A 6,554-nucleotide genomic window follows, 5' to 3' on the forward strand; every position below is an offset into this window, starting at 1 on the left:
TGGGTAGGGGCACTCCCCCAGGGGGTGAGCCGTAGCGAGCGCGACGCGACCCCTGTGGAAGCCGGGGTCGTGCACAGGACTTCCCTGGCCTGCGCCGACGACCTCGTGCGCGGGGCGAGGCTGGAGCCATGACCCCGACCGACCACGCCGTACGCGTGACCGTGCACCCCGCGGAGGACGTCCTGCTGCGCCCGGGCGCCTCCGTACGCGACCTGCGCGCACCGCTCGCGGAGCTCCTGCGCCGCCCGGAGCTGCGGCACGCCCCGCTGTCCGTCGACGGCGAGCCCCTGAGCGACGACGCCGCAGCCGGCGACCGCCCCCTCCTGCCCGGCGCGGTGCTCCGTACGGGACCCGCCGCGCCTGGCCGTGACCCGCTGCGCGCCCCGTGGCTGGTCACCCGGACCACCGGCGCCGACGCGGGCGTCGTGGTGGGCACCCCGACGCTCCGGGCCGCGCTGCGCGCCTGGACCCGCCTGCGCCCTGCGGGGCGGGCCGCCCTCCGTCGCGCGCACGGGCCCGCGGCCTGGCTCGCGCCCCGCCCGCAGGCCGGCCGCGGCCCGGCGCCGTGGGTGTACGCCGCGCTGCCCGCCGTGGCGTCGCTGGGCCTCGCGGTCGCGCTGCGCCAGCCGCTCCTGCTCGTGTTCGCCCTGCTCGGCGCGGTCGTGGCCGCCCCGCAGCTCCGCGCGGCGGGGTCCGGCGCACGGGCGCGCGGGCCACGTCCGCTGCCCGGCCCTGCCGCCCTGCTCACCTGGGCGCACGCCGCGTCGAACGTCTCCGCGGGGGCCTGGGCGACGGCGCGCGAGGCGTGGGCCCGCTCAGGAGGGCTCGCGGCTGGTGCCGTCGCGGGTGCGGCCGGGCCGTTCGCCGTGCCGCCCGGTCCCGGGGCGCACCTGCGGGCCCCGGCGGACGGCGACCCCTGGGAACAGCTCCTGCACGACGGCGCCGTGGCGGTGCTCGGACCCGCAGCGGAGGCCGCCGCCGTCGCCCGCGCACTCGTGGTCCGGCTCGCCGTGCGGGGCGCCGAGGTCGGCGTGGCAGGCGGGAGCGGCGACGCGGACTGGCGGTGGACCCGGTGGGTGCCGCGGGGCGGCCCGCGCGTCCGGGTGCACCCCCGCGGAGGCGGCGGAGACCGCACGGCGGACCTGGTGCTGACCGTCGGCACCGTCCCCGCGGGCTGTCGTGCCGTGGTGCGCGTGCTCGACGGCCGCACGGTGCGGATCACCGGGCCGGACGGGACGACCTGCGTCGTGCCGCTGGTCGGCGTCGGCGCCGCGTGGGCGGAGCAGCTGGCCCGGCTGCTCGCCGGGGCCGCGCGGCTCGGCCGCGGCACCGGCCCGCGGGAGGACGCCGGCCTGCCCGCCGTCGTCGCGCTGACCACGGCGCACGGCCTCGACCGCGTGCCGGGGCCTGCGCAGCTCGCGGCACGCTGGGCGGCGGCCGCTGGGTGGGCGGTGCCGCTCGGCACCGGCGCCGGCGGGGCACCCGTCCTGCTCGACCTGGTGCGGGACGGACCGCACCTGCTCGTCGCCGGCACCACCGGGGCGGGCAAGTCGGAGCTCCTGCAGGCCCTCCTGCTCGGGCTCGCGCTCACCCGCTCGCCCGCCGACCTCGCGCTCGTCCTCGTCGACTTCAAGGGCGGCGCGAGCCTCGGCCCGTGCCCGGGGCTGCCGCACGTCGTCGGCCGGGTCACGGACCTCGACCCGGGGCTGGCGGCCAGGGCCCTGGCGGGCGTGCGCGCGGAGCTGCGGCGCCGCGAACGTGTGCTCGCCGACCACGGGGCGCCCGACGTCGACGCCCTGCCGTCAGGGACGCTGCCCCGGCTGGTCGTCGTGATCGACGAGTTCCGCGCGCTCACCGACGACCTGCCCGAGCTGCTGCCGGGCCTGCTGCGCACGGCCGCCCAGGGCCGGTCGCTCGGCGTGCACCTCGTGCTCGCGACGCAGCGGCCGGGCGGCGCGGTCGGGCCGGACCTGCGGGCGAACGTCGGCGCACGCGTCGCCCTGCGGGTCACCGACCCGGCCGAGTCCCGCGACGTCGTCGACGACCCGGCGGCCGCCCGCATCCCCGCCGCCACGCCCGGCCGGGCGCTGCTGCGCGTCGGGTCGGCACCACCGGTGCCGCTGCAGTGCGCGCACCCGGCCGCGCCGGTCCCCGCCGTCGTCCCGCTGGTCCGGCGTGCCCCGTCCGGCGGGCCCCGGCCCGCGGCCACCGTGCCACCCGCGGTCGGCCGTGTCGCGACGGCGGGCACCGGCGCGCGCCCGCCCGCCGACCCGCCGGGCACCGCCGACCTCCTCGTCGCCGCGGCGCGCGACGCCGCGCGGCAGACCGGGCACGTCCCGGGCGACCCGCCGTGGCTGCCCGCCCTCCCGACCCGGGCCACCACCGCCGACCTGCCGCCGCCCCGGCGCCGCGACCGGCGCGGCCTCGTGGTCGCCCTCGGCGACGACCCGGACGGCCGGCGTCGCACGACCGTCACCTGGGACACGGGCGACGGACACCTCGCGGTGCTCGGCGGGGCGCGGTCGGGACGGACGACGGCCCTGCTCACGATCGCGCTCGCCGCGCTGGACCGGGGCTGGAGCGTGCACGCGGTCACCCGGGACGCCGCGGGCCTCGCGGCCCTGCGCGGCCGCCCGGGCTGTCGCGGCTGTTTGCGGCCGGAGGAGGCTGTGGCGTTGCCGGGCCTGCTCGCGGAAGAGGGGGGCGGCGCCGGGGGACCGGTCCTTGTCGTCGTCGACGGCGCCGAGGACCTCGCCGGGGCGCTGCCGCAGGCCGCGCTGCGGTCGGGCGCGGCGTTCGCGGTCGCGGCCGGCAGTGCGTCGGTGGGCGGGCTCGCGGCGGGCATCGGTCCACGGCTCGTGCTGCTCGGCACCGACCGGGCGGCCGACGTCGTGCTCGGCGCGCCCGCGTCGCACGCGGGGACGGGCGGACCCCCGGGCCGCGCCGTGTGGTGCGGGCGGCGCGAGCCGGTCCTGTGCCAGGTCCTGGAGCCGCGCCTCAGTCCGTCGAGCGCGTCTGAGACGTCGCCGCGACCACCGACGGCGTCATGAGCAGCACGATCACCGCGACCGCGACGACGAGGGCGAGCCAGCCACCCGCCAGCGTGAGACCCGTTGCGCTGCCGACGGCGGCGACCGCACCGATCACCTGGAAGAGCTGCCACGTGACGACCGGGCCTCGCCCCCACCGACGACCGGCGAGAAGTGCACGTGCGGAGACGACGAGCACCCAGGCCACACCCAGCAGGAACACAACCAGAAAGAGGCTCACTCCCACAGAAGAGGAACCACCCGTAAGGAGCTCCCCAAGTAACACCACGGCAAATGCCACGAGGCCCAAGATCTCGGCCACGACGCCGATGACGAGGGCACGGAGAAACGCCGGAACTCCGGGCGCGAAAAAGGCTTCCAGTACGGGCATGACGGACTAGGATACTGGTGAGCGCACTATTCACAATAGTGTGACGGAAGCCTCACGGTTCACGGCTCAGAAACTTCGCCGTAACCCCTTGTGCGCACCTTCACGAGCGTGTGAACCTAGATGCAGCAAGCCACACACCCTCGAACGCACCCCCCGTCGGTCGCCGCTGGCGCTCAGAGATCGCGAACGATCCTCCACCAGAGCTGCGCGCCCCAGACGCACGACGACGATGCTCCCATCTGGCGAGCCGGACGGCGGGTCGTCCCTTCCAAGGAGTACGTGACCATGGACTGGCGCCACCGCGCAGCATGCCTCGAAGAGGACCCCGAACTGTTCTTCCCGATCGGCAACACGGGCCCCGCTCTGCTGCAGATCGAGGAGGCCAAGGCAGTGTGCCGCCGCTGCGACGTCGTCGACACCTGCCTCAAGTGGGCGATCGAGTCCGGCCAGGACGCCGGCGTCTGGGGCGGCATGAGCGAGGACGAGCGTCGCGCCCTCAAGCGCCGCACCGCGCGCGCCCGCCGGGCGGGCTGACGCTCCCCCACAGCTTTCCCGTGAGCCGCGCCTGAGCAGACCCCCACCGCTCAGGCGCGGCTCACGTCTTTCCCGGACGTCCCGGCTCAGGAGCGCGGCGTCTCACCCGCACGGAGCACGAGCTGCAGCTCGACCTGCGTACCCCCGCCCTCGCGGGCCGACCACTCGATGGTGCCGCCGAGTTCGTTGGTGACGAGCGTCCGCACGATCTGCGTGCCGAGTCCGCTCCCCGGCCCTCGCTCGCCCGCACCGTCCTCGGGGATGCCGACACCGTCGTCGGCCACGACCACGCGCAGGTCCGCGTTGTCCCGCTCGACCACGATCTCGACCGTGCCGGACGTCCGGCCCACGAACCCGTGCTCGACGGCGTTGGTGACCAGCTCGGTGAGCACGAGCGCGAGCGGTGTCGCGTCCTGCGCGGGCACCATGCCGAACGACCCCGTCCGCACGGTGCGCACCGACGTGCCCGCCGAGGCGACGTCGGCCGTCAGCCGCAGGGCGCGCCCCACCATGTCGTCGAGCTCGACCTGCTCGTCGAGGGTCTGCGAGAGACTCTCGTGCACCAGGGCTATGGTCGACACCCGCCGCATGGCCTCCTCGAGCGCCTCGCGCGCCGCCGGGACGTCCATGCGCCGGGCCTGCAGCCGCAGCAGCGCCGCGACGGTCTGCAGGTTGTTCTTCACGCGGTGGTGGATCTCGCGGATCGTCGCGTCCTTGGTGATCAGCTCCCGCTCGCGGCGGCGCAGCTCCGACACGTCACGGCACAGCAGCACCGCGCCGATGCGCTGGCCACGGTCGGTGAGCGGCATCGCGCGCAGCGACAGCGACACCCCGTGCGCCTCGATGTCGGTGCGCCACGGCGCACGGCCCATCACCACGAGCGGCAGCGACTCGTCGACGGGCTGCAGCTTCTCCACGAGGTCGGCCGTCACCTCGACGAGAGACTGCCCGACCAGCGGCCCGATGACGCCGAGCCGGTGGAAGCACGACAGCGCGTTCGGGCTCGCGTACAGCACCTCGCCCTCGGAGTTGAGCCGGATGAGGCCGTCGCCCACGCGCGGCGCGCCGCGCCGCGACCCCGTCGCCGCGTTGGTCATGGGGAACTCGCCGCGCGGGATCATCGCCACGAGGTCGTCGGCGGCCTCCACGTAGTTGAGCTCGAGGCGCGAGGGCGTGCGCCCGGACCCGAGGTTGGTCTGGCGCGCGACGACCGCGATCGCCTTGTCCTTGTGGACGACCGGGATGGCCTCCTCGCGCACCGCGTACGCACCGAACCACCGCGGTTCGCGGGCGCGCTGCGCCTTGGCCTCCTCCATCGCCCGGGCGAGCTGCGGCCGCTGCCCCTCGGGCGCGAACGAGCCGACGATGTCGTCGTAGTGCACCGTCGCGCCCGTCGAGGGCCTGCACTGGGCGATCGCGACGAACCTGCCGTCGTCGGTGGGCAGCCACAGCACGAGGTCCGCGAACGCGAGGTCCGAGACCACCTGCCAGTCGCCGACCAGGAGGTGCAGCCACTCGACGTCGGCCGGCTCGAGGTCGGCGTGCTCAAGGATCAGGTCACTCATCGCGGACACGGCCCCAGCCTATGCCGGAACGGCCGGCAGGCCGCGGGGACGCCCGGCCCGCGGGCGGTCGGCTCCCGGAGGTCGGCTCCCGGCGGCCGGTCGCGGTGCGTCGGTTAGAGTTCCACCACCGGCACGCCCCGTCGGCGCGAGGAGGAAGCCAGTGCAGCTGACAGTGGACCTGACGTTCCCCGCCACCATCGACGACGTCGCCACGATGCTCGCCGACGAGTCGTTCGTGCGGTGGCGTGCCCAGCGTTCCACCGGCTCCGTGAACGGCGTCGTCGAGCAGGCCGACGTCACGGGGACCGCGGAGGACGGCTTCACCGTCGTCGTGCGGCGCACCCTCCCGACCGACATCATCCCCGTGCAGGCCCGGCCGCTCGTCGGCGCCCACCTGGAGATCCGACAGGCCGAGGCGTGGGAGGCGGCGGCAGAGGGCCGGCGGACCGGCACGGTCGCGGTCGAGATCCTCGGGGCGCCGGTCCGCGTCACGGGCACCTCGACGCTCGCCGCGCTGCCGGACGGTGACACCCGGCTCACCTACACGGGCGACGTCCGGGCGACGGTGCCCCTCTTCGGCGCCGTCATCGAGGAGGCGGCGGTCGCCGCCGTCCGTACCACGCTCGAGACCGAGGCGGAGGCGGGCCGCGACTGGCTCGCCGGACGACGCTCCGGCACCGCCTGAACAGCCCGTCCCCGCAGGTCACCGGTCGGCGCACCGCCCGATCTACTCCCCGTCCCGCAACCAGGTCGTGAACTCGCCCTGCCGCGCCTGGATCACGTTGTGCGACCATTCGTGTCTGATGTGCGCATGTTTGTGCTCTCATATCGCTCTCACGACTTGACACGCATGAGTCCTGACCACTGAGGAGTCCCAGTGCCCAGCAACATCGGACCGGTTCGACGCCGCCCAGTCGCGCGGCGGCGCGCGGCCGCCGCCGCGCTGACGGTCTTCGTCCTGCCCCTCACCGCTTGCGGCTCGCTCCTGGGGCAGAGCCCCGCGGGCGACGACGGCGCAGACGGCCCGATCACGCT

At 76.0% G+C, this 6,554-nt stretch carries 5 protein-coding genes; 3 read left to right on the plus strand and 2 right to left on the minus strand.

The genetic code is table 11. The annotated features are described in order from the left end of the window. The first annotated feature begins 128 nt into the window (after window positions 1-128). Window positions 129-3,050, plus strand: coding sequence for an FtsK/SpoIIIE domain-containing protein (locus tag VKZ81_RS20285; RefSeq protein ID WP_324243196.1), 2,922 nt, complete (start codon window positions 129-131; stop codon window positions 3,048-3,050). Here VKZ81_RS20285 and VKZ81_RS20290 read toward each other — a convergent pair. Beyond that, window positions 2,998-3,420, minus strand: coding sequence for a hypothetical protein (locus VKZ81_RS20290; protein WP_324243197.1), 423 nt, complete (start codon window positions 3,418-3,420; stop codon window positions 2,998-3,000). The genes VKZ81_RS20285 and VKZ81_RS20290 overlap by 53 nt on opposite strands. A gap of 285 nt (window positions 3,421-3,705) precedes the next feature. Here VKZ81_RS20290 and VKZ81_RS20295 point away from each other — a divergent pair, with 285 nt between their 5' ends. Further along, on the plus strand, window positions 3,706-3,954 hold the full coding sequence (locus VKZ81_RS20295; protein ID WP_026365970.1) for a WhiB family transcriptional regulator: 249 nt from the start codon (window positions 3,706-3,708) through the stop codon (window positions 3,952-3,954). An 86-nt stretch (window positions 3,955-4,040) separates the two neighbouring features. Here the strand turns inward: VKZ81_RS20295 and VKZ81_RS20300 are convergent, their stop codons facing one another. Then, window positions 4,041-5,519 (minus strand): sensor histidine kinase, encoded by a 1,479-nt coding sequence (locus tag VKZ81_RS20300; protein WP_324243199.1) that lies wholly within the window; start codon window positions 5,517-5,519, stop codon window positions 4,041-4,043. 160 nt (window positions 5,520-5,679) lie between these two features. Here VKZ81_RS20300 and VKZ81_RS20305 point away from each other — a divergent pair, with 160 nt between their 5' ends. After that, window positions 5,680-6,204, plus strand: a complete 525-nt coding sequence (locus VKZ81_RS20305) for a DUF2505 domain-containing protein (protein WP_324243198.1) — start codon at window positions 5,680-5,682, stop codon at window positions 6,202-6,204. Window positions 6,205-6,554: the final 350 nt, after the last annotated feature.

The organism is Pseudonocardia sp. (genome assembly GCF_035305885.1).
GTDB lineage: Bacteria > Actinomycetota > Actinomycetes > Mycobacteriales > Pseudonocardiaceae > Pseudonocardia.

What these genes read in the sequence shown, in the direction of transcription:
- VKZ81_RS20295 (WP_026365970.1), top strand. Translation starts at nt 3,706, where the DNA reads ATGGACTGGCGCCACCGCGCAGCATGCCTCGAAGAGGACCCCGAACTG.
- VKZ81_RS20300 (WP_324243199.1), bottom strand. Translation starts at nt 5,519, where the DNA reads ATGAGTGACCTGATCCTTGAGCACGCCGACCTCGAGCCGGCCGACGTC.
- VKZ81_RS20290 (WP_324243197.1), bottom strand. Translation starts at nt 3,420, where the DNA reads ATGCCCGTACTGGAAGCCTTTTTCGCGCCCGGAGTTCCGGCGTTTCTC.
- VKZ81_RS20285 (WP_324243196.1), top strand. Translation starts at nt 129, where the DNA reads ATGACCCCGACCGACCACGCCGTACGCGTGACCGTGCACCCCGCGGAG.